The sequence below is a fragment of the Pseudonocardia asaccharolytica DSM 44247 = NBRC 16224 genome (assembly GCF_000423625.1).
Classification (GTDB): domain Bacteria; phylum Actinomycetota; class Actinomycetes; order Mycobacteriales; family Pseudonocardiaceae; genus Pseudonocardia; species Pseudonocardia asaccharolytica.
Map to the genome: position 1 here is coordinate 1 of NZ_AUII01000018.1, position 19,542 is coordinate 19,542.

Here is a 19,542-nt window from a genome sequence, read left to right on the forward strand (position 1 = left end):
CGACCGCTTCGACCTGCTCGTCGGTGACCGTGCGCGGAGCACCGGGCCGCGGCTCGTCGGACAGGCCGTCCAGGCGCGCCTCCACGAAGCGGCGCCGCCACTTGCCCACCGTCTGCGGCCACACCCCGAGATCGGCGGCCACGTCCTGATTGGACCCACCGTCCGCGCAGGCCAACACGATGCGCGATCGCAGCGCCAGCGCCTGCGACGACTTCGCCCGCCGCGACCAGCGCACCAGAGTCGCCCGTTCGTCGTCGGTCAAGGTCACCGCGGCCACCGGCCGTCCCGTGCGTGCCACGACGCCCATACTAGACATCATCAACGAATTTCAGGCGCAAGACACTAGGGGTCCCGGAGTCCCGAACCCGGGGGAATTCCGGATGACACCCGCGCCTTGTAGCAGACAAGGTGGTTCCGGGCCGGGCTCGGAACGCCGACCCAGATCGTGGCCCGTCCGCCGATCCCGGGGAGATCGAAGTGATCGTGATCGCGCTGGCCCTGGCGTCGGCGGCGCTGGCCGCACTCAGCGCCGCCGGTGAGCAGCGCGCCGCGTCGCGGCTGGCCGGCGAGGTGCGGCGGCGCGTGCCACGTCCGGCACCGGGTGCCGCGGAGGACCCGCGTCAGCGCTCGGTGCGACGCCGGGTGCGCTACGCCACCGGCTTCGCGTTCGCCCTGCTCACCACCCCGCTGTGGCTGGGCAGCTGGATCGTCGACGGCGGCAGCTTCTTTCTGCAGGCGGCAGCGCTGCACCTGGGGTCGCTCTCGGTGGTGCAGCCGCTGATGGTGACGACGCTGCTGTTCAGCATTCCGCTGGCCGCCCTGGGTACCGGCCGACGGCCGAGCCTGCGGGACTGGACGGGTGCTGTCGGGGTGTGCGCCGGGCTGGTCCTGGTGCTGTCCACCCGCGGCTCGTCGACCACCGATACCGCGAACTACCCGACGCTGATCCCGGCGATGGCGGCCGTGCTCCTGCTCGCGGTGATGCTGGTGGTTCTGGCTCGGGGCCGCTCGGCACCGGTCCGCGCGGCGATGCTCTCGGTCGGCGCCGGCGTCCTGTTCAGCGTGGGCGCCGCCATGACCAAGCTCACCGCGGGGACCGCAGTCACCGACGGCCTGGTCGGGCTGCTGACCAGCTGGCCCGGTTACACGCTGGCCGCCGTCTCGCTGGCCTCGTTCAGCCTGCAGCAGGCCGCATACGCCAGCGGTCCCCTGGCCCCGGCAATGACCGCGGTCGTCATCGCCGATCCGCTGGCCAGCTACCTGCTCGGCGTCGTCGGCTTCGGTGAGCCGCTGCCGGAGCTGGGTGCTCCGCTGGTCCTGGCGGCGCTGGGGATGGGGATCCTCATCGCCGGGGTCGCGATGCTGGCCCAGTCCCCGCTGCTGCACCCGCCCCGGGTCTCCGGCCAGGTCCCGGCGTCCGCGCCGGCGGACACGGCGACCGTCGACCCCCCGGAGTCCGACCGGGTCGTTCTCCCGGCCGCCGTCGCGGGACGGCCCTGCGCCGCCACGGGATGCACCAAGGGAACCTGAGCCACCCTCACGCGCTCGTGCGCGGCTCGTGCTCCGGACAGTCCACCCGCAGGTCGGCCGGAGCCAGCGCCGTCTCCAGCAGGGCACACCAGGCCTCGGGGTCGGCGCGGAAGAAGCGGCAGGTCAGACACGTCCGTGCGGTGCTGATGTGCCCGCCGACGTTGAGCTCGGCGATCGTGTGCAGCAGCGTTTCCAGCGCCGTGGCCTTCGCCGCGTCCGGCTGCCCGCCCAGCGCGGCGCGCAGCGGATCCTGCCAACGACGCAGCCGCCGCGCCACGGCCCGTCCGATGGCGGTCGCGGTCCAGGCCCGACCGGACCGCAACCCGCGCTCAACCATCCCCTTGCGGACAAGGGTCTGGATCGCGTCGCTGACCGTCGGCGCCGAGACCTCCAGCCAGCCCGCCAGGGAACCGGTTCCCTGCGGCGGGGCGGTGTCGGCGGTGATCCGCAGCAGCAGCTGGGCCTGGGTCAACGACAGTCCCTCGGCGAGGGCGCTGCGGCGCAGCATGGCACGTGCCGCGGCGCCCAGCCGTTCGACGGCGTCCATCAACCGCTGGTCGAGGTCCGCCGGCTCATGGGCCATGTGACCTCCCTGTCTGTTATCGGTCCGGGGCCAGCCTACGGCCACGGCGGCGCATCCCCGCGGCGGTTCGGCCGGAAGAGGTTCCCACGCGCGGCAACCTGAACGGGTCATCTGCCCGACACGCCGCCGACCTCACCCGATTCCGGAACCCGCCCCCCTAGCGTCGGGCGGAGTTGACGTTGCCTGCGTCGAGGGGGACTCCGGTCATACAGGGACGAGAACGAGCTTTCCGGCCGGGCCTCCCGCTCGTCGTCGCCGTGCTGCTCGCGCTGGCGATGCTCATCGGGCAGTGGTGGCCGAGCGAGCCCGACGCCGGGCCGGACGCCCGCCCGCCCGAGCGCGTCGAGACACCAGCGGAGCCCGCGCAGGACCGCGTCGCGAACTGGATGCGGCCGCTGGCCCCCGGGGAGCGTCCACCGCAGTTCGTGCTGTTCTCCTTCGACGGCGTCGGTTCGCACCAGCACTGGCAGCAGGTTCTCGATGTGGCCGCCCGGTCTGGCGCCCATATCACCGGCTTCCTGTCCGGCACCTACCTGCTCGAGAACGACCAGCGCAACCGGTACCGCGGCCCGGGCCACGCGGCGGGGAAATCGTCGATCGGGTTCGGCGGATCGGCGGCCGAAGTGGCCACGCTGATCGACGACGTGAACACCGCGCTCGCCCGCGGCCACGAGATCGGCACCCACTACAACGGCCACTTCTGCCGCGGAGCCGAACCGAGCGCCGACCGGTGGTCGACCGCGATGTGGAACGACGAGCTGGACCAGTTCTTCGAGTTCATCGACTCCGCCCGGAACCAGGGCCTCACGCTCGATCCGGCGACCGTGCGAGGCGGGCGGACACCGTGCCTGGAGGGGAACTGGGACGAGGCGTTCCCGGCGATGACCGCGCACGGGCTCACCTACGACTCCAGCCGGACGTCGAACGGCATCGCATGGCCGACCGACCATGGCGGGATCCGGGAGTTCTGGATGCCGCTCGTCCGGGTTCCCGCGCTGGGCAAGAAAGTGATCCTGATGGACTACAACCTGTGGTTCGCCCTCAACGGGGCCCGCAACGAGCCGACGCGGGCCGCCGAGTTCACCGCGGCGGTGCTCGATGCCTACCGGGCGGCCCATGCCGCCGCGTACAACCAGAACCGGGCCCCGCTGGTAATCGGCAACCATTTCAACGACTGGTCGGGCGGGGCGTTCACCCCCGCGGTCATGCAGTTCATGGGTGAGGTCTGCACGCGGCCCGAGACCGTTTGCGCCACCTACTCGGAGGTGAGCGCGTGGATGGACCTGCAGGACCCGGCCGTGCTCGCCGAGCTGCGCAGGCGACCGAACGCGCAGGTCGGCGCCGACGCGTGAGCCGCGCGGTGCTCGACGAGGTCGTGGCCGCCGCCGCGGTGAGCGGTTCCGCCGCCGTCGGCCAGCGGGGTGAACCGGCGCCGGTAGAGTGCATCTGCGATGACCGACAGTGATGATGATCAAGTGGGTTGTCTACCGCTCACGGGCGAACGAACGGTTCCCGGTATCGCGCAGGAGAATTACTGGTACCGCCGCCACGAAGCCGTCTACTGCGCGCTGGCGGCCCGGTGCGCCGGGGCGGTGGTGCTGGAGGCGGGCTGCGGTGAGGGCTACGGCGCCGACCTGCTGGCCGCCGGTGCGCGCCGGGTCCTCGCGCTCGACTGCGACCCGCTGGTCACGGCGCACGTGGCCCGCCGCTACCCGCGGGTGGCGGTGGCGCGGGCCAACCTGGTCGCGCTGCCCGCCGCCACCGGCGCCGTCGACGTCGTGGTGTCACTGCAGGTCATCGAGCATCTCTGGGAACAGAAGCGATTCCTGGCCGAATGCGCGCGGGTGCTGCGGCCCGGTGGCGCGCTGCTGCTGTCCACCCCCAACCGGATCACCTTCTCCCCCGGCCGCGACACCCCGCTCAACCCGTTCCACGTCCGCGAGCTCGACCCCAGGGAGCTCGCCGCGCTCGTCGCCGCGGCCGGGTTCCTCGACGTCGAGCTGCGCGGGCTGCATCATGGGTCGCGGCTGCGCGAGCTCGACGCCCGCCACGGCGGGTGCCTCGTCGATGCCCAGGTGGCGGTCGCCGTCAGCGGGCGGGAGTGGCCCACGGCGCTGCGCGACGACGTCGCGGCGGTGCGCGTCGAGGACTTCGAGCTGCGCCCCGACCGGTTGGAAGCCAGCCTGGACCTCGTGGCCACCGCGGTTCGCCGATGATCGGGACATTCTGCCTGGTGCTGCACAGTCACCTGCCCTGGCTGGCCCATCACGGACGGTGGCCGGTCGGCGAGGAATGGCTCTACCAGTCCTGGGCGCACTCCTACCTCCCGGTGATCGACGTGGTGCGCAGGCTCGCCGACGAGGGCCGGCGTGATCTGCTGACCCTGGGCGTCACCCCGGTGCTGGCCGCCCAGCTCGACGACCCGTACTGCCTGCGCGGGATGCACGACTGGCTCGGCGGCTGGCTGCTGCGCGCCCACGGTGCCGCGCCGCGACTGCCCGAGCTCGCGGCGCGCGAGCACGGGTTGGCGAGCGCGGCGCTCGGGCAGTTCGAGACACGCTGGAGGCACGGCGCCTCGCCGATCTTCCGCGAGCTGGCCGATGCCGGCGCCTGCGAGCTGCTCGGCGGCCCGGCCACGCATCCGTTCCTCCCGCTGCTCGACCCGCGGGTGCGCACGTTCGCGCTGGAGACCGGGCTGACCGACGCGGGCCGGCGGATCGGCGGCCGGCCCGCCGGGATCTGGGCCCCGGAATGCGGCTACGCCCCGGGAATGGAATACGGCTATGCCGACGCGGGGGTGCGCCGGTTCCTCGTCGACGGCCCCGCGCTGCGCGGCGACACCGCGCTGGGGCGCACCGTCGGCGACTCCGACGTCGTGTGCTTCGGCCGCGACCTCGACGTCACCTATCGGGTGTGGTCACCGCGCAAGGGCTATCCCGGCGGGCGGGACTACCGCGACTTCCACACCTTCGACCACCCGTCGGGTCTCAAACCGGCCAGGGTCACCGGCCACACGGTGCCGCCCGAGCACAAGGGCCCCTACGACCCCGAGCGGGCCGCCGTCGCGGTGGCGCGCGACGCCGCGGACTTCGTGCGGGTGGTGCGCGAGCGGCTGGCGGCGATCCGCGAGCAACTGGGGCAGCCGGGGCTGACCGTGGCCGCGTTCGACACCGAGCTGTTCGGGCATTGGTGGCACGAGGGCCCGGCCTGGCTGGAGGCGGTGCTGCGGGCGCTGCCGGACGCCGGGGTGCGGGTCTCCACGTTGCGCGGCGCGGTCGACGCGGGCCTGGTCGGCGAACCGGTGCGGCTTCCGGCGGCGTCGTGGGGGTCGGGCAAGGACTGGCGGGTGTGGGCGGGCGAGCAGGTCGCCGACCTGGCGGCGCAGGGGGCCGGCGTACAGCGCGATCTGCTCGCCGTCGTCGATTCCCCCGGTTGCCGGTCGCTGCCCCGCGACCCGCTGCGTGATGCCCTGGCCGGGCAGGCGATGTTGGCCCTGTCCAGCGACTGGGCGTTCATGGTCAGCAAGGACTCCGCCGCCGGCTACGCCCGCTCCCGGGCGGAGCTGCACGCGGCGCGGGTCAGCGAGCTGTCCCGGCTGCTGCTCGACGGCGGGCGGGCGGCCGCAGCCCGGCTCGTCGCCGGCTGGGGCGAGGACATCGTGTTCGGCCACCTCGATGCCCGCGGGCTGCGCACCGACGCCTTCCACCCATGAGTAACCGATCGGGCGAGTTTGCCAGGATGCACCGGATGCGGGTACTGATGCTGTCCTGGGAGTACCCCCCGGTCCTCGTCGGGGGTCTCGGCAGGCACGTGCACGCGCTGGCCGGCGAGCTCGCCGCCGCCGGACACGAGGTCGTCGTGCTCTCCCGGCAGGCCACCGGAACCGATGCGAATACCCACCCGACCTGCGACGAACGCGATCCCGACGCCCCCGGGGTCCGGGTACTGCGGGCGGCCGAGGATCCGCTCCATCTCGAGTTCGAGTGCGACCTGATCGCCTGGACGCTCGCGATGGGCCACGGCATGCTCCGCGCCGCGCTGCTCCACCTCGGGGGCTGGCGTCCCGACGTGATCCACGCCCACGACTGGCTCGTCGCCCATCCCGCGATCACCCTCGCCGACATGCTGGACGTCCCGTTGGTCGCGACCCTGCACGCCACCGAGGCCGGGCGGCATGCGGGCTGGTTGTCCGCGCCCCTCAACCGGCAGGTGCATTCCGTGGAGTGGTGGCTCGCCCAGCGGGCCGATTCGGTGATCACCTGCTCGCGCTCGATGCGCGACGAGGTGGCCTGCCTGTTCGAGCTCGACGCAGACTCGGTCGCCGTGGTGCACAACGGAATCACCGCCCGCGGCTGGCGGGTCCGCAGGGCCGGGGTGACCGCTGCGCGCGACCGCTACGCCCCCGGAGGCGCCCCGCTGCTGCTCTATGCCGGACGCCTGGAGTACGAGAAGGGCATCCAGGATCTGCTGGCGGCCCTGCCCCGGATCCGCCGCCGCCATCCCGGCACCCGGCTCGTCGTCGCCGGTCAGGGCACGCAACGGGAGTTCCTCCTCGACGAGGCACGCCGGCACCGCGTGCGCCGCGCCGCGACGTTCGCGGGGCACCTTCCCGATGCCGAGCTGGCCGCATTGCTCGCCGCAACCGACGCGGTCGTCCTGCCCAGCCGCTACGAGCCGTTCGGGATCGTCGCGCTCGAGGCGGCGGCAGCAGGGGCACCGCTGATCGCATCGACCGCGGGCGGCCTGGGCGAGGTGGTGCTCGACGGGATCACCGGGGTGTCGTTCACCCCGGGGGATGTAGCCGGGCTGGCCGCCGCGGTCGGGACCGTCCTCGACGACCCGGCCGCCGCGGCGCGGCGCGCCCGTGCGGCGCGCGTCCGGCTCGGTTCGGAGTTCGATTGGGCCGCTGTGGCGGCCCGCACGGCCGCGATCTATGCCCGCGCTCCGGCGGGCGGCCCCGTCGAGCTCGGCCGACCCAAGATCCCCACTGGCAAAACCCTGTGAGTGCGCAACAGTATTAGAACACTGTTTCACACTCACAGGCGGGCTTGACCTGCGGAACACCGTCAGTCCCGGCTGAGCCGCTCCCGCACCGCGACCTCGGCCTTGCGCGCGATATCGGCCAGCGCCGCCCGCCGCTCGGCCCCGGCCTCGTAGTCGGCGAGCCGGTCGCGCACCACCCGGGCCGGGGCGCCGACCGCGATCGAGTACTCCGGGATGTCTCCGCGGGCGACCGCATGCGCGCCCAGCACACTCCCCCGTCCGATCCGGGTGCCACGCAGCACCGACGCCTTGACGCCGAGCCAGCAGCCCGGCCCGATCCGCACCGGCATCTTCACGATTCCCTGGTCCTTGATCGGCAGCTGTACGTCGGCGGTGACATGGTCGAAGTCGGTGACATACACCCAGTCCGCGACGATCGTCGCGGCCCCGATCTCGACGTCGAGATAGCAGTTGACCGTGTTGCTGCGGCCGAAGACGGCCTTGTCACCGATCCGCAGCGAGCCCTCGTGACAGCGAATCGAGGTCCCGTCGCCGATATGGACCCACCGGCCGATCTCCAGTCGTCCGTAACCGGGCCTCGCGTACAGCTCCACGTTCTTGCCCAGAAAGACCAGGCCCCGCAGGATCACGTGCGGATTGGCCAGCCGGAACCGCAACAGCCGCAGGTAGCGGACGAGGTACCAGGGCGTGATCGCGCGGTGGCGGATCGCCCAGCGCAGCGACGCGAGGGTGAGGAAACACGCCTGCTGCGGATCGCGACGGATGCGCCGCGTCCGGCGACGCACGGCCCGAGGCCTCGGCATGCCGGTCACACGGAAGACCCTATGCCGCGTACCCGGTGGAGGAGTCGTCGTCCACGGCTGTGTCACGCTGGAGGCGTGCCGATCCCGCTGATCATCGACACCGACCCCGGCGTGGACGACGCCGTCGCGCTGCTGCTCGCGCTGGCCAGCCCGGAGGTCGAGGTGCGTGCGGTCACCACCGTCTTCGGCAACGTCCCGTTGCCCATGACGACCGCGAACGCGGCGCGGGTCCTCGCGCTGGCCGGCCGCGGCGACGTCCCGCTGGCCGCAGGGGCCGACCGGCCGCTGGTGCACCCCCAACCCGAACGTGCCGAGGGCTGGCACGGTGCCGACGGCCTTGGCGGGCTAGCGGCCGGCCTGCCCGAGCCCACCGCGGACCCCGACCCGCGGGGCGCCGTCGGGCTGATGGCCGACGTGCTGAGGGCCGCGCCGGAGCCCGTGACCATCGTCCCGATCGGTCCGCTGACCAATATCGCCCTGCTGCTGGCCCTGCACCCCGGGCTGACCGGCCGGATAGACCGCATCGTGGCGATGGGCGGTTCGCTGGGCGCGGGCAATACGACCGGCGCCGCGGAGTTCAACGTGTTCTCCGATCCCGAGGCGGCGCACCGGGTGTTCACCCAGGCCGAGGTCCCGGTGACGCTGGTGCCGCTCGACCTCACGATGCGCTGTCTCACCGACAGCCGCTGGCTCGCCGAACTGGCCGCGGGCGGCCCGCGCTGCGCACAGCTCGCCGCGGTGATCGGCCACTACCACAACGCGTTCCGGACCCGGTACGGCCTCGACGCGGTGGCGCTGCACGACGCGCTGGCGGTGCTGGAGGCGGTCGTGCCCGGCACCCTGCGCACCACGGGGTTTCCGCTCCGCGTGGCCTGTGATCTCGGCCCGGCGCGCGGGGTCACCGTCGCCGACCGGCGCCGGGCGGCCCCGGGCCCACAGGTGAACGTCGCGCTGGATGCCGATATCCCGGCCGTGCTCGGCGAGGTGCTGAAACGCCTGGTCACACCCCCCTGTGAGTGCGTAACAGTGTTCTAACACTGTTACGCACTCACAGGGGGATCAGGCGAGGCCGTTCTCGATCGCGTACCGCACGAGTGCGGCGCGTCCGGAAAGCCCGAGCTTCCGCAGCATGCGCTGGACGTGGTTCTCGACCGTGCGCGGCGACAGGACCAGCCGGCCCGCGATCTGCCGCGCCGTGAGTCCCTCGACGACCAGGCGCAGCACCTGCGACTCCCGCTCGGTCAGCCGCGGCGCCCCGGCCTGCACGCCGCCGCTGTAGGCCTCGAGCACCCCCGCGGCCAGCCCCGGACTGAACACCGTCTCCCCCGCCGCGACGCGCCGCACGGCATCGGGGACTGCGATCCAATCGGCGGTGCGCACGACGAACCCGGCCGCGCCCGCGCGGACCGCGTCGAGCACCAGATCGTGGTCCGTCTTCGCCGCGACGGCGAGCACCGGCACCGCGGGCAGCGCCACCACCAGCGACGCGACGTGGTCGACGCCCCCGCCGACATCGACGACGACGACCGTGCCGGGCCCGGTCAGCGGCGGGACCGCCGCCGCGGCGGCAACAGCGCCCGACACCGCGAGCCCGGCCGCACGCAGGTCGGCGGCCAGCCCGTCCGCCGCCGCCCCCTCCGCCAGCACGACCACATCGGGCGACGCAGCGCCCATCCACTCGCGGCGTCCGGTCGGGGCCTTCGGCGAGCACCGGATCGAGGACTCGCTCGCAACCTCGCTCATCGCGCACCTCCGCACCGGATGCTGCCATCGCCGGCGGTGCGGTCCGTCCCGCATCGAACGGTGCCACCCGGACGATCGAGGATGATCACTCATGGCGCGCCGGCTGCCGTGACGCAGCGTCAGCCCACGCCGGCAGCGCTACGCCGTCCCGGTGATCAGCGCGTTGTAGAACCACCCGCGCGGCACCACGCGGGACAGCACATGTCGATCCAACCAGGACAGTCGCTGCCAGCCGTGGTAGGCGAACATCGCCCAGCGCGCGCCGAGCCGTCCCGTCGGCACCGCGGCCTCGAACGTGCGGACCGGCCAGCCGAGCATCGCGGCGGTGAACTCCTCGGTCGCCACCCGCACGTCGGCCGCCCCCGCGCGACGGGCGATGGCCGCCAGGTCGTCGGGATCGAACACATGCTGGTCGACGACGGCCTCCAGCGCGGCCGCCCGCGACGACTCGTCGAGCTCGACCTGCGGGCGCCGCCAGCTCCGCAATCCCGGCAGCCGGGTGACGGTCGTGACGGCCTTCCAGGTCAGCGACCCGAGCCTGCGGGCATAGCGGTCGCCGATCCGGGTCGGCTCACCGGCGAAGACGAACCGGCCGCCGGGACGCAGCACGCGCAGCACCTCGCGCAACGCCGCCTCCACGTCGGGGATGTGGTGCAGGACCGCATGCCCGACGACGACGTCGAACGAGTCGTCGTCGTACGGGATCCGCTCGGCGTCGGCGACCCGGCCGTCGACCCTGCCGTCGCCGAGGTCGAGGCGCTCGGCGTTGCGCAGCGCGGCCTGCACCATTCCGGGCGAGAGATCGGTCACCGAGCCCCACGCCGCAAGACCGGCCTGCATGAGGTTGAGCAGGAAGAACCCGGTGCCACAGCCCAGCTCCAGCGCCCGGCCGTAGGGCCAGTCGGCGTCCCCGGCGATGGCGCGGAACCGGTCGGCGGCGTAGGTGATACAGCGCTCGTCGTAGGAGATCGACCACTTGTCGTCGTACGAGCCGGCCTCCCAGTCGTGGTACAGCACGTTGGCCAGCTTCGGATCGTGCCGCGCCGCCGCCACCTGCTCGGCGGTCGCGTGCGGGTTCGGCACCGGCACCGGGGTCCGCCCCTCGGAGATCGTCGGATGTGGGACACCGGCGTCACCGGTGACGCCGCCGACCCACATCCGACGATCATGCACGGTCACGGCCTTCGGGAAAGGGTTCGGAACGAGCCCGGGTGTCACTCATCGGTCACCAGCGTAGCCAGGGATCGGCAGCCGACCGGGGCTCAGCGTCCGGTGAAGCTCGCCTTCCCCGGACCGTTCTCGATGAACGACTGCATACCGATGGTCCGGTCCTCGGTGGCGAACAACCCGGCGAACACGTCGGACTCGATGTCCAGGCCGGTGCGCAGGTCGGTGTCGAGGCCCCCGTCGATCGCCTTCTTCGCCGCGGCGTAGGCCAGCGCCGGACCGTTGGCGAACTGCCCGGCGTACTCGAGCGCGCGGCTGTAGACCTGATCGGCCGGCACGACCTCGTCGACCAGCCCGATGGCCAGCGCCTCCTGCGCGTCCACGAACCGCCCGGTGTAGACCATGTCCTTCGCCCGCGCCGGACCGATCAGCCGGGCGAGCCGCTGGGTGCCGCCGCCGCCGGGGATGATGCCGAGCAGGATCTCCGGGACGCCGAACTTGGCGTTGTCGCCCACGATCCGCCGATCGGTACTCAGCGCGACCTCGAGACCGCCGCCCAGTGCGTAACCGGTGACCGCGGCGATCGTCGGCTTCGGAATCGTCGAGATCGCACCGAGCCCGGCGGACAGCCGCCGCGCGACCGGGGCCATGTCCACATAGGACATGGTGGACATCTCCTTGACGTCCGCGCCGGCCGCGAAGACCTTCTCCCCGCCGTAGACGACGACCGCGCGGATGTCGTCGCGCCGCGTCGCCTCGGCGGCGAGCTCGAGCAACTCCTCCTGCATCTGGCGGTTCAGCGCGTTCATCGGCGGCCGGTCGAGACGGATGGTGCCCACGCCGTTGTCGACCTCGAGGCTCACGAACTCAGTCACGCCGCGCACCCTAACCCGCCCCGACCGGCCGGCCGAGCACAGGACGTGAATCTCACCTCAGCGCAGCCACGCCGAATACCGGCCGCGGCGACGCTGCACCGCCAGTGGCAGGTCGAACGTCACCGACAGGTTCTCGTCGGTGAGCACGTCGTCGAGCAGCCCGGCGGCCACGACCCGGCCCGCGCGCACCAGCAGGCCGTGGGTGTAGCCGGGCGGGATCTCCTCGACGTGGTGGGTGACCAGCACCGACGCCGGCGCGTCCGGATCGGCGGCCAGCGCCGCGAGCCGGCCGACCAGATCCTCGCGCCCGCCGAGGTCGAGACCGGCCGCGGGCTCGTCGAGCAGCAGCAGCTCGGGATCGGTCATCAGGGCGCGGGCGATCAGCGTCCGCTTGCGTTCGCCCTCCGACAACGTTCCGAACGCCCGGCCGGCCAGCCGCTCGACCCCCAACGCGGCCAGCAGGTGCCGGGCCCGGTCGGTGTCGGTCGAGTCGTAACGCTCCCGCCAGCGGCCGAGCACGCCGTACCCGGCACTCACCACGACGTCGCTGACGATCTCGTCGCCGGGGACCCGCGACCCGAGGTTCGCGGTGGCGAACCCGATGCGCGGGCGCAGCTCGAACACGTTCACCCGGCCCAGCCGCTCGCCGAGCACATGCACCGTGCCCACCGTCGGATGCAGCTCCGCGGCGGCCAGCCGCAGCAGCGTCGTCTTGCCCGCACCGTTGGGACCGAGCACGACCCAACGCTCGTCGAGCTCGACCGACCAGGCGACGCCGGCGATCAACGTCGTGACGCCGCGGCGCACGTCCACCCCGTCCATATGGATGACGAGATCGGCGAGATCGCGGTCGGTGACGATCGGCTCAGGCAGGGATCCGGGCGAGGCCACGCGCTCTATCCTCGCCGATCGTGCCGGTCTTCCCACTGGGTGCCCATGTCGACGACGGCGGGGCGCGCTTTGCGGTCGCCTCGACCAGCGCGGACGCCGTCGAGGTATGCCTTGTGGACGACGTGGACGAAGGCCCGAACGGCCCGCTGACCGAGCGACGCATCGAGCTCACCGAACAGACCTTCGGGGTCTGGCACGGGCATGTCCCCGGTGTGCGCCCCGGGCAGCGCTACGGCTACCGGGTACACGGTCCCTATCACCCGTGGGACGGCGTGCGCGCCAACCCCGCCAAGATCCTCGTCGACCCCTACGCGAAGCAGATCACCGGTCGCGTCACCGATCTCGGCGCCGCCCGCGGCTGGTGCGACGACCCGATGACCGGCCCGCCGAGCCCGGTCGACTCGCTCGGGCACGTCCCGCTCTCGGTGGTGACCGCGCCGCGCACCGGGCCGCCGGGGCCGCGTCCGGGTGTCCCGTGGTCGGAGACCGTCATCGCCGAGGTGCACGTTCGCGGCTACACGATGCGCCACCCCGACGTCCCGCCCCAGCAGCGGGGCAGCTACCTCGGCCTCGCGCACCCCGCCGTGATCGCGCACCTGCAACGGATCGGCGTCACGTCGGTCGAACTGCTGCCGGTCGCCGCGATCGTCGACGAACCGCCGCTGCTCGACCGCGGCGCACCGAACTACTGGGGCTATTCGACACTGGGCTTCATGGCCCCGCACGCCGGGTACGCGAGCGTTCCCGGCGCCGAGCTCACCGAGTTCGCGGCGATGGTCGAAGCGCTGCACGCGGCCGGGATCGAGGTCATCCTCGACATGGTCCCCAACCACACGTGCGAGGGTGGCGTGGCGGGAACGACGCTGTGCTACCGCGGGCTCGACGCGCGGGCGTACTACTCACTGACCCCGGACGGTCACGACGCCGACATCACCGGCTGCGGCAACACCCTGGACTCCGGCTCGCCCACGGTGATCCGCCTGGTCTGCGACGCGCTGCGGTACTGGGTGACGGCGTTCGGCGTCGACGGCTTCCGCATCGACCTCGCGAGCGTGCTCGGCCGCCCCCGCTCCGGCCCGTTCGACCCGCACGCCCCGTTGCTCACCGCGATCACCGTCGACCCGGTCCTCTCGACGACGAAGCTGATCGCCGAGCCCTGGGACGCCACCGCGGAGGGCTACCGGGTCGGAGGCTTCGGCGTCGCCTGGTCGGAGTGGAACGGGCGCTACCGCGACGCCGTGCGCGACTTCTGGCGCGGACACGGCCGGATCGGCGAGCTGGCCTCGCGGATCACCGGCAGCTCGGACATCTACGCGCTGTCCCGGCGGCGGCCCTGGGCGTCGATCAACTTCGTCACCGCGCACGACGGCTTCACGCTGCGCGACCTCGTTTCCTACGAGCGCAAGCACAACGAGGCCAACGGCGAGGAGAGCCGGGACGGCTCCGAGGACAACCGCTCGCAGAACTTCGGCGTCGAGGGCGAGAGCGCCTCGCCGGTGATCCGGGCGCGGCGGCTGGCCACCGCGCGGGCGATGCTCGCGACGCTGCTGCTGTCCACCGGCACCCCGATGCTGCTGGGGGGCGACGAGCGCTGGCGCACCCAGGGCGGCAACAACAACGCCTACTGCCTCGACGACGAGACGACGTGGATCGACTGGTCGGCCTGTGCGGGAACGCCCGAGCAGCTGACGGATTTCATCGCGCGCGTCGCCGCGCTGCGCCGCTCGCATCCGGGCCTGCGCCGCGACCGCTTCTTCACCGACACCGATGCGACGTGGTGGCATCCGTCGGGACGGCGGATGACCGACCAGGACTGGCACGAACCCCATGCGCACACCGTCGGGCTGCTCACCCGTGACCGGCTCCTGCTGATGCACGGCGCCGCCGCGGCGGTGGCCTGCACGCTGCCGACGGAGGGCGCGTTCCGTCCGGTGCTGGACACCAGCACGGATGATGGCCGACCGGTCTCGACCCGGCCGTTTCCCGGCGGCGCGACGATCACGCTGCCCCCGCACTCCCTGGTGCTCCTCCGCCGTCCGGTGAGTGCGTAACAGTGTTGGAACACTGTTACGCACTCACCGGACGGTTAGGCCAAGGCGACCTTGCCCAGCTCCGCCGGTGCGGCCAGTAGCGGATGCGCGGGCAGCACCCGGACCGTGTAGCCGGTGAGCCCGGCGTGCGGCAGCGGAACCACGGCCTCGAACCGCGCCATCCCGTCGGTCCGGCCGATGTGCTTCATCGCCACGCTCACCGGGGCGTCGAGCTCGTCGGACTCGTCAACCCGCCCGACGACGGCCTCCACCGACACGTCGGCCGGGTCCAGCCCGGCCAGATCGACCGCGGCCCGCACGGTCATCGGAGCCCCGACGACCGGTGTGTCCGGCAGCCCGGACGCGTCGACCCCGGCCACCGACACCCGCGACCACGCCGCGTTCAGCCGGGCCCGGTAGGCGGCCAGCTCCCTGGCCCCGGCGTAGTCGTCGGCGGCGATCGCCGCGGCCGCGCGCGCGGCGGGTGCGTACCAGCCCTGGACGTACTCGCGCACCATCCGGGTCGCCTGTACCTGCGGGCGCAGCGTGGCGAGCGTGTGCCGGACCAGCTCCACCCAGCGGCTCGGCACCCCGTCGGTCCGCTCGTAGAACGCGGGCGCCACCTGGGTGGCCAGCAGCTCGTAGAGCGCGTTGGCCTCCAGGTCGTCGCGCCGGACGGGATCGGCGATCCCGTCGGCGGTCGGGATCGCCCAGCCGTTGGCGCCGTCGTAGAGCTCGTCCCACCACCCGTCGCGGATCGACAGGTTCAGCCCGCCGTTGAGGGCGGACTTCATCCCGGACGTCCCGCATGCCTCCAGCGGGCGCAGCGGGTTGTTCAGCCAGACGTCGCAGCCCCAGTACAGGACCCGGGCCATCGACATGTCGTAGTCGGGCAGGAAGACGATGCGGTGCCGGACGGCCGAGTCGTCGGCGAACCGGACGATCTGCTGAATCAGTGCCTTGCCGCCGTCATCGGCCGGATGGGACTTGCCGGCGACGATCAGCTGGACCGGCCGGTGCGGGTCGAGCAGCAGGTCGCGCAGCCGGTCGGGGTTGCGCAGCATCAGAGTGAGCCGCTTGTAGGTGGGCACCCGGCGGGCGAACCCGACGGTGAGCACGTCGGGGTCGAAGACGTGGTCGGTCCAGCCCAGCTCGGGGGCCGAGGCCCCGCGCTCCAGCCACGCGGCCCGCACCCGGCGGCGCACCTCGTCCACCAGCCGCGACCGCAGCGTCGCGCGCAGCGCCCACAGCGTCGCATCGGAGACGACGTCCTCCGCGAGGGCCGCCGCGCCGCCGTCGCCGAGCAGCTCGGTGATCTCGCGGGCCTCCCAGGTCGGCCCATGCACCCCGTTGGTGACCGAGCCGATCGGCACCTCGTCGGTATCGAAGCCCTCCCACAGCCCGCCGAACATCTCCCGGGAGACACAGCCGTGCAGCTTGGACACCCCGTTGGCGCGCTGGGCGAGGCGAAGCCCCATATGCGCCATGTTGAACATGCTCGGGTTCTCCTCGGCGCCCAGCGCGATGACCCGGTCCGTGGGCACCCCGGGCAGCAGCCGGGAGCCGGTCTGCGCGCCGTCGTCCGGACTCGCGAAGTAGTGCTGGACGAGTTCGACGGGGAACCGGTCGATCCCGGCCGGAACGGGGGTGTGGGTGGTGAACACCGTCCCGGCCCGGACGGCGGAGACGGCCTCGTCGAAGCTCAGCGCTCCACCCGCGGAGCCCGCCGAGCGGTCCTGCAGCTCCCGGACCCGTTCGAGGCCGAGATGACCCGCATGACCCTCGTTGGTGTGGAAGACATCGGGTTCGGGATGTCCGGTGGCCGCGCAGAATGCGCGGACCGCGCGCACCCCGCCGATCCCGATGAGCAGTTCCTGCTTGATCCGGTGGTCCTGGTCGCCGCCGTAGAGCCGGTCGGTGACCCCGCGCAGGTCGGGGTCGTTGTCCTCGATGTCGGTGTCGAGCAGCAGCAGCGGGACGCGCCCGACCGCGGCCTGCCAGATCCGGGCCTTGAGCGAGCGGCCCGCGGGCATGCTCACCTCGACGAGCACCGGCGCGCCCGACCGGTCGGCCAGCAGCTGCAGCGGCAGCCCCTGCGGATCGAGAACCGGGTAGTGCTCGAGCTGCCAGCCGTCCAGCGACAGCGACTGCCGGAAGTACCCCGACCGGTAGAGCAGCCCGACGCCGATCACCGGGACACCGAGGTCGGACGCCGCCTTGAGATGGTCACCGGCGAGCACCCCCAGCCCACCCGAATAGTTGGGCAGCACCTCGCTGACGCCGAACTCCATGGAGAAGTAGCCGATCGCCGCGGGCAGCGAGGGGTCGTCCTCGCGCTCGTTCTGGTACCAGCGCGGGTCGCGGAGATAGGCCTCGAGGTCGTCGGCGAGCTCACGGACCGTGACGACGGTCTCGGCGTCCGCGGCCAGCTCGGCCAGCCGCGCGCTGCGGATCTCCCCGAGCAGCCGGACCGGATCGTGCCCCACCCGCTCCCATGCCTCCGGGTCGAGCTGCGCGAACAGGTCCTGCGTCGGCGGGTGCCAGCTCCACCGGAGGTTGGTGGCCAATGTCTGCAGCGACGCGAGCTGCCGGGGTAGCTGGGCACGGACGGTGAAGCGACGCAAGGCTCTCACGCGGAACCAGCGTACGGGCCCCGCGCCGCGGCGCCGCACGCCACCGGGGCCCGGTGAACCGTCGGTGACATCCTCGGGTCCGCTCGCCACCCGTTACCGGCCGACCGGGCGGGGTAGGTAGCGTTTGTCGTGGACACGACGGGTAGGGAGCGTGGCAGAGCGAGGGCCCGATCTGGGGGTGGCGCCGATGACCGGTCGGCTCGGGATCGATGACGTGACTCCTGCTGTCGGCGCTGCGGACGGCGGACGCCGGCCGAGCAAGGCCGTCGTCGGCGAGGTGCTGCCCGTGCGCGCCACCGTATGGCGCGAGGGTCACGACGCGGTCGGGGCGAACGTGGTGTGGAAGCGGCTGGACGGCACGGCGGCCGCGCAGCATGTCCGGATGGTGCCCGAGGGCGTCGGCACCGACCGGTTCGTCGCCACCGTCGTCCCCGACGAACCGGGCCTGTGGACCTTCCGGGTCGACGCCTGGTCCGATCCCTGGGCCACCTGGCGGCACACGGTGGAGGCCAAGCTCGCGGCGAACCAGACCGCCGAGGAGCTCGCCAACGACCTGGAGACGGGTGCCCGGCTGCTGCAGCGGGTCGGCCGCCGCCCGGCCGAGCGCGGACACCGCGATCTGCTCTTCGGCGCCGCCAACGCGCTGCGCGATCCCGCCATGCCCCTGCACGCCCGGGTCGCTCCGGCTCTGTTCCCCGCCGTCGACGCGATCATGGCCGAGCGACCGGTCCGTGAGCTGATCACCCGTGGCCGCGCCCACCAGGTCCATGTCGACCGCCGGCGCGCCCTCTACGGCTCGTGGTACGAGATCTTCCCGCGCTCCACCGGCGGGCGCGACGAGACCGGCCGCGCGGTGCACGGGTCGTTCGTGACCGCCGCCAAGGAGCTCGACCGGATCGCCGCGATGGGCTTCGATGTCGTCTACCTGCCGCCGATCCACCCCATTGGCACCGTTCACCGCAAGGGCCGCAACAACTCGGTACATGCCGAGCCGGGCGACGTCGGATCGCCGTGGGCGATCGGCTCGGCCGAGGGCGGGCACGATGCGGTCGACCCGGAGCTGGGCACGATCGAGGACTTCGACGCATTCGTCGCGCGCGCCCAGGACCTGGGCATGGAGGTCGCGCTCGACTTCGCCCTGCAGTGCGCGCCGGATCACCCGTGGGTCTCCGAGCACCCGGAGTGGTTCACCCGGCGACCGGACGGGACGATCGCCTACGCGGAGAACCCCCCGAAGCGTTATCAGGACATCTACCCGCTCAACTTCGACAACGACCCGGACGGCATCTACGCCGAGTGCCTGCGGATCGTGTTGCACTGGGTGCAGCACGGGGTCCGGATCTTCCGGGTGGACAACCCGCACACCAAGCCGCCGAACTTCTGGCACTGGCTGATCTGGCAGGTCAAGGCCCGCCATCCCGATGTGCTGTTCCTGTCCGAGGCGTTCACCCGCCCGGCGCGGTTGTTCGGGCTCGCCCGGCTGGGTTTCACCCAGTCCTATACGTATTTCACCTGGCGGACGAGCAAGGCGGAGCTCACCGAGTTCGCGCTCATGCACGCCGCGGCCGCCGACGAATGCCGGCCGAACCTCTTCGTCAACACCCCGGACATCCTGCACGAGTCGCTGCAGACCGGCGGGCCCGCGATGTTCGCGATCCGCGCGGCGCTCGCGGCCACGATGTCGCCGAGCTGGGGGGTCTATTCCGGTTTCGAGCTGTTCGAATCCGTGCCGGTCCGCCCCGGCAGCGAGGAATACCGGGACTCCGAGAAATACGAGCTGCGCCCGCGCGACTTCCACGCCGCCGCGGCCCGGGGCGACTCGCTGGAGCCCTGGATCACCCGGCTCAACGAGATCCGCAGGGCGCATCCGGCGTTGCAGCAGCTGCGCGAGATCCACTTCCACCACGTGGACCACGACGAGCTGATGGCCTACTCGCGCACCGATCCGGCCACCGGCGACACGGTGCTGGTGGTGATCACGCTCAACTCCCACGCCGCGCGGGAGGGCACCGTCCATCTGGACATGCCGGCGCTCGGCCTCGGCTGGGGTGACCGGATGGCCGTGTACGACGAGGTCAGCGGTGCGACGTTCCACTGGGGCGAGCGCAACTACGTCCGTCTTGAGCCGTGGAGCGCGGTCGCCCACATCCTGCGCGTGGAACGCCCCGCGGTCGCGGCGCGCGGCTGAACCCGGGTTCGGCCGCGCCGGCGTCGGGGTTACCCTGGGGACCGCCGCAGCGCACCACATCGTGCATCCCCGCCACCAAACCGGTATGACTGATC

Annotated in this window: 16 protein-coding genes; 8 read left to right on the forward strand and 8 right to left on the reverse strand. The window is 72.5% G+C overall.

Going from position 1 to position 19,542, the window contains the following annotated elements; translation table 11 throughout:
- Positions 1-298, reverse strand: a 298-nt coding sequence (locus G567_RS29460; RefSeq protein ID WP_154667159.1) for a helix-turn-helix domain-containing protein, incomplete at its 3' end; no start/stop codon positions are given.
- Between the two features lie 179 nt (positions 299-477).
- Here G567_RS29460 and G567_RS29465 point away from each other — a divergent pair.
- A complete protein-coding gene (locus G567_RS29465) occupies positions 478-1,530 on the forward strand; it encodes a DMT family transporter (RefSeq protein ID WP_051233210.1) in 1,053 nt (350 codons plus the stop codon).
- 7 nt (positions 1,531-1,537) lie between these two features.
- On the opposite strand, the gene G567_RS0116875 is transcribed toward G567_RS29465, so the two are convergent.
- Positions 1,538-2,113 carry a MarR family winged helix-turn-helix transcriptional regulator gene (locus tag G567_RS0116875; protein WP_028930903.1) on the reverse strand — a complete coding sequence of 192 codons (576 nt, stop codon included), beginning with the start codon at positions 2,111-2,113 and terminating at the stop codon, positions 1,538-1,540.
- Positions 2,114-2,370: 257 nt separating this feature from the next.
- Here G567_RS0116875 and G567_RS29470 point away from each other — a divergent pair, with 257 nt between their 5' ends.
- The 4 genes from G567_RS29470 (at position 2,371) to G567_RS0116900 (ending at position 7,117) form a co-directional block, all read left to right on the forward strand.
- A complete protein-coding gene (locus G567_RS29470; RefSeq protein WP_245585677.1) occupies positions 2,371-3,465 on the forward strand; it encodes a polysaccharide deacetylase family protein in 1,095 nt (364 codons plus the stop codon).
- A 99-nt stretch (positions 3,466-3,564) separates the two neighbouring features.
- A complete protein-coding gene (locus tag G567_RS0116890) occupies positions 3,565-4,329 on the forward strand; it encodes a class I SAM-dependent methyltransferase (RefSeq protein WP_028930904.1) in 765 nt (254 codons plus the stop codon).
- Positions 4,326-5,825 carry a 1,4-alpha-glucan branching protein domain-containing protein gene (locus G567_RS0116895; RefSeq protein WP_028930905.1) on the forward strand — a complete coding sequence of 500 codons (1,500 nt, stop codon included), beginning with the start codon at positions 4,326-4,328 and terminating at the stop codon, positions 5,823-5,825. Before G567_RS0116890 ends, G567_RS0116895 begins: the two co-directional genes overlap by 4 nt.
- Before the next feature lie 35 nt (positions 5,826-5,860).
- Positions 5,861-7,117: a glycosyltransferase family 4 protein gene (locus G567_RS0116900; protein ID WP_028930906.1), complete on the forward strand. Its 1,257-nt coding sequence runs from the start codon at positions 5,861-5,863 to the stop codon at positions 7,115-7,117.
- Positions 7,118-7,179: 62 nt separating this feature from the next.
- On the opposite strand, the gene G567_RS0116905 is transcribed toward G567_RS0116900, so the two are convergent.
- Entirely contained in the window at positions 7,180-7,920 is a 741-nt protein-coding gene (locus G567_RS0116905; protein ID WP_028930907.1) for an acyltransferase, read from the reverse strand.
- A gap of 75 nt (positions 7,921-7,995) precedes the next feature.
- On the opposite strand from G567_RS0116905, the gene G567_RS0116910 reads away from it, so the two are divergent.
- Positions 7,996-8,955, forward strand: coding sequence for a nucleoside hydrolase (locus G567_RS0116910; protein ID WP_028930908.1), 960 nt, complete (start codon positions 7,996-7,998; stop codon positions 8,953-8,955).
- 24 nt (positions 8,956-8,979) lie between these two features.
- Here G567_RS0116910 and G567_RS0116915 read toward each other — a convergent pair whose 3' ends face one another.
- The 4 genes from G567_RS0116915 to G567_RS0116930 form a co-directional block, all read right to left on the reverse strand.
- Complete coding sequence (locus G567_RS0116915; RefSeq protein ID WP_245585678.1) at positions 8,980-9,663, reverse strand: response regulator transcription factor; 684 nt, start codon at positions 9,661-9,663, stop codon at positions 8,980-8,982.
- Between the two features lie 138 nt (positions 9,664-9,801).
- Complete coding sequence (locus G567_RS0116920) at positions 9,802-10,821, reverse strand: class I SAM-dependent methyltransferase (protein ID WP_084796202.1); 1,020 nt, start codon at positions 10,819-10,821, stop codon at positions 9,802-9,804.
- A gap of 104 nt (positions 10,822-10,925) precedes the next feature.
- Complete coding sequence (locus G567_RS0116925) at positions 10,926-11,705, reverse strand: enoyl-CoA hydratase/isomerase family protein (RefSeq protein ID WP_028930911.1); 780 nt, start codon at positions 11,703-11,705, stop codon at positions 10,926-10,928.
- A gap of 57 nt (positions 11,706-11,762) precedes the next feature.
- A complete protein-coding gene (locus tag G567_RS0116930; RefSeq protein ID WP_051233222.1) occupies positions 11,763-12,527 on the reverse strand; it encodes an ABC transporter ATP-binding protein in 765 nt (254 codons plus the stop codon).
- Between the two features lie 89 nt (positions 12,528-12,616).
- On the opposite strand from G567_RS0116930, the gene glgX reads away from it, so the two are divergent.
- Positions 12,617-14,647 carry a glycogen debranching protein GlgX gene (glgX, locus tag G567_RS0116935; RefSeq protein ID WP_084796203.1) on the forward strand — a complete coding sequence of 677 codons (2,031 nt, stop codon included), beginning with the start codon at positions 12,617-12,619 and terminating at the stop codon, positions 14,645-14,647.
- Between the two features lie 35 nt (positions 14,648-14,682).
- Here the strand turns inward: glgX and glgP are convergent, their stop codons facing one another.
- Positions 14,683-17,259 carry an alpha-glucan family phosphorylase gene (gene glgP, locus G567_RS0116940; RefSeq protein WP_028930914.1) on the reverse strand — a complete coding sequence of 859 codons (2,577 nt, stop codon included), beginning with the start codon at positions 17,257-17,259 and terminating at the stop codon, positions 14,683-14,685.
- A gap of 187 nt (positions 17,260-17,446) precedes the next feature.
- Here glgP and G567_RS0116945 point away from each other — a divergent pair, with 187 nt between their 5' ends.
- Complete coding sequence (locus tag G567_RS0116945; RefSeq protein WP_028930915.1) at positions 17,447-19,447, forward strand: alpha-1,4-glucan--maltose-1-phosphate maltosyltransferase; 2,001 nt, start codon at positions 17,447-17,449, stop codon at positions 19,445-19,447.
- Positions 19,448-19,542 lie beyond the last annotated feature (95 nt).

Excerpts from the sequence above, each read along its gene's own strand:
- G567_RS0116915 (WP_245585678.1), bottom strand. The coding sequence starts at position 9,663 with ATGAGCGAGGTTGCGAGCGAGTCCTCGATCCGGTGCTCGCCGAAGGCC.
- G567_RS0116895 (WP_028930905.1), top strand. The coding sequence starts at position 4,326 with ATGATCGGGACATTCTGCCTGGTGCTGCACAGTCACCTGCCCTGGCTG.
- G567_RS0116930 (WP_051233222.1), bottom strand. The coding sequence starts at position 12,527 with ATGGACGGGGTGGACGTGCGCCGCGGCGTCACGACGTTGATCGCCGGC.
- G567_RS0116875 (WP_028930903.1), bottom strand. The coding sequence starts at position 2,113 with ATGGCCCATGAGCCGGCGGACCTCGACCAGCGGTTGATGGACGCCGTC.
- G567_RS0116890 (WP_028930904.1), top strand. The coding sequence starts at position 3,565 with ATGACCGACAGTGATGATGATCAAGTGGGTTGTCTACCGCTCACGGGC.
- G567_RS0116945 (WP_028930915.1), top strand. The coding sequence starts at position 17,447 with ATGACCGGTCGGCTCGGGATCGATGACGTGACTCCTGCTGTCGGCGCT.
- G567_RS0116900 (WP_028930906.1), top strand. The coding sequence starts at position 5,861 with ATGCGGGTACTGATGCTGTCCTGGGAGTACCCCCCGGTCCTCGTCGGG.
- G567_RS0116920 (WP_084796202.1), bottom strand. The coding sequence starts at position 10,821 with ATGTGGGTCGGCGGCGTCACCGGTGACGCCGGTGTCCCACATCCGACG.
- G567_RS0116905 (WP_028930907.1), bottom strand. The coding sequence starts at position 7,920 with ATGCCGAGGCCTCGGGCCGTGCGTCGCCGGACGCGGCGCATCCGTCGC.